1 pseudogene is annotated in these 610 nt (G+C 33.6%); it reads left to right on the top strand.

The features are described from left to right. A pseudogene (locus tag H4K33_RS16385) lies at positions 1-610 on the top strand (hypothetical protein); the annotation flags it as partial.

The following is a 610-nucleotide window of genomic DNA, read 5'->3' as shown; positions in this document are numbered from 1 at the left end:
ATTATCGTGCTATTAAGCTTGAGTTTGTTAAGTTGTCAAGGAAAAGACAAAGAAATAACCCAAACAGAGCAGATTGCAACGCAAGAACAAGAACCAAAGAAACTACATTGGTGGGAGCTACCACAGTTTGTGAATCCCGATGACAAAACGTTTAAAGAAATTATGAAAGGAAGAGAAGAAAAGTATCAACAAGCGATGAAAAATCTTAGTTACGATGGAGTGCCAGATTCAGGGTTTGTTGAATCAGATTATAGTATTAATGACCTAAATCTTATGAATGAGTTATACTATGATGGATTAAAATCAATGGGGTTTCAATTTCCGAGTGAAGAAGTTTTCAATCAGCGTATAAAAGAATTTTATGGAGTAGATCTTACACAAGATCAATCTAACAATCCTAGAGTAAGACGAGTGGGAGATTTTTTAATCTTAGTGCCTAAGTTACATGCAGAGAAGACATATAAAGAAGTACCTATGTTAGTCTTCTCTTATCCCAGTATTGTCTTTGATCTTAAAAGAAGGTATTACATATTTAGTTTGACTTCTGCATGGGATGTTCTGGATGATTACGATGAAATTTATTATCGATTTGAGATGAGTTCATTAGATT

This window comes from Myroides sp. WP-1, assembly GCF_014145635.1.
In the GTDB taxonomy this organism is placed as follows: Bacteria; Bacteroidota; Bacteroidia; order Flavobacteriales; family Flavobacteriaceae; genus Flavobacterium.
This window is presented reverse-complemented; position numbering and strand designations above follow the sequence as displayed.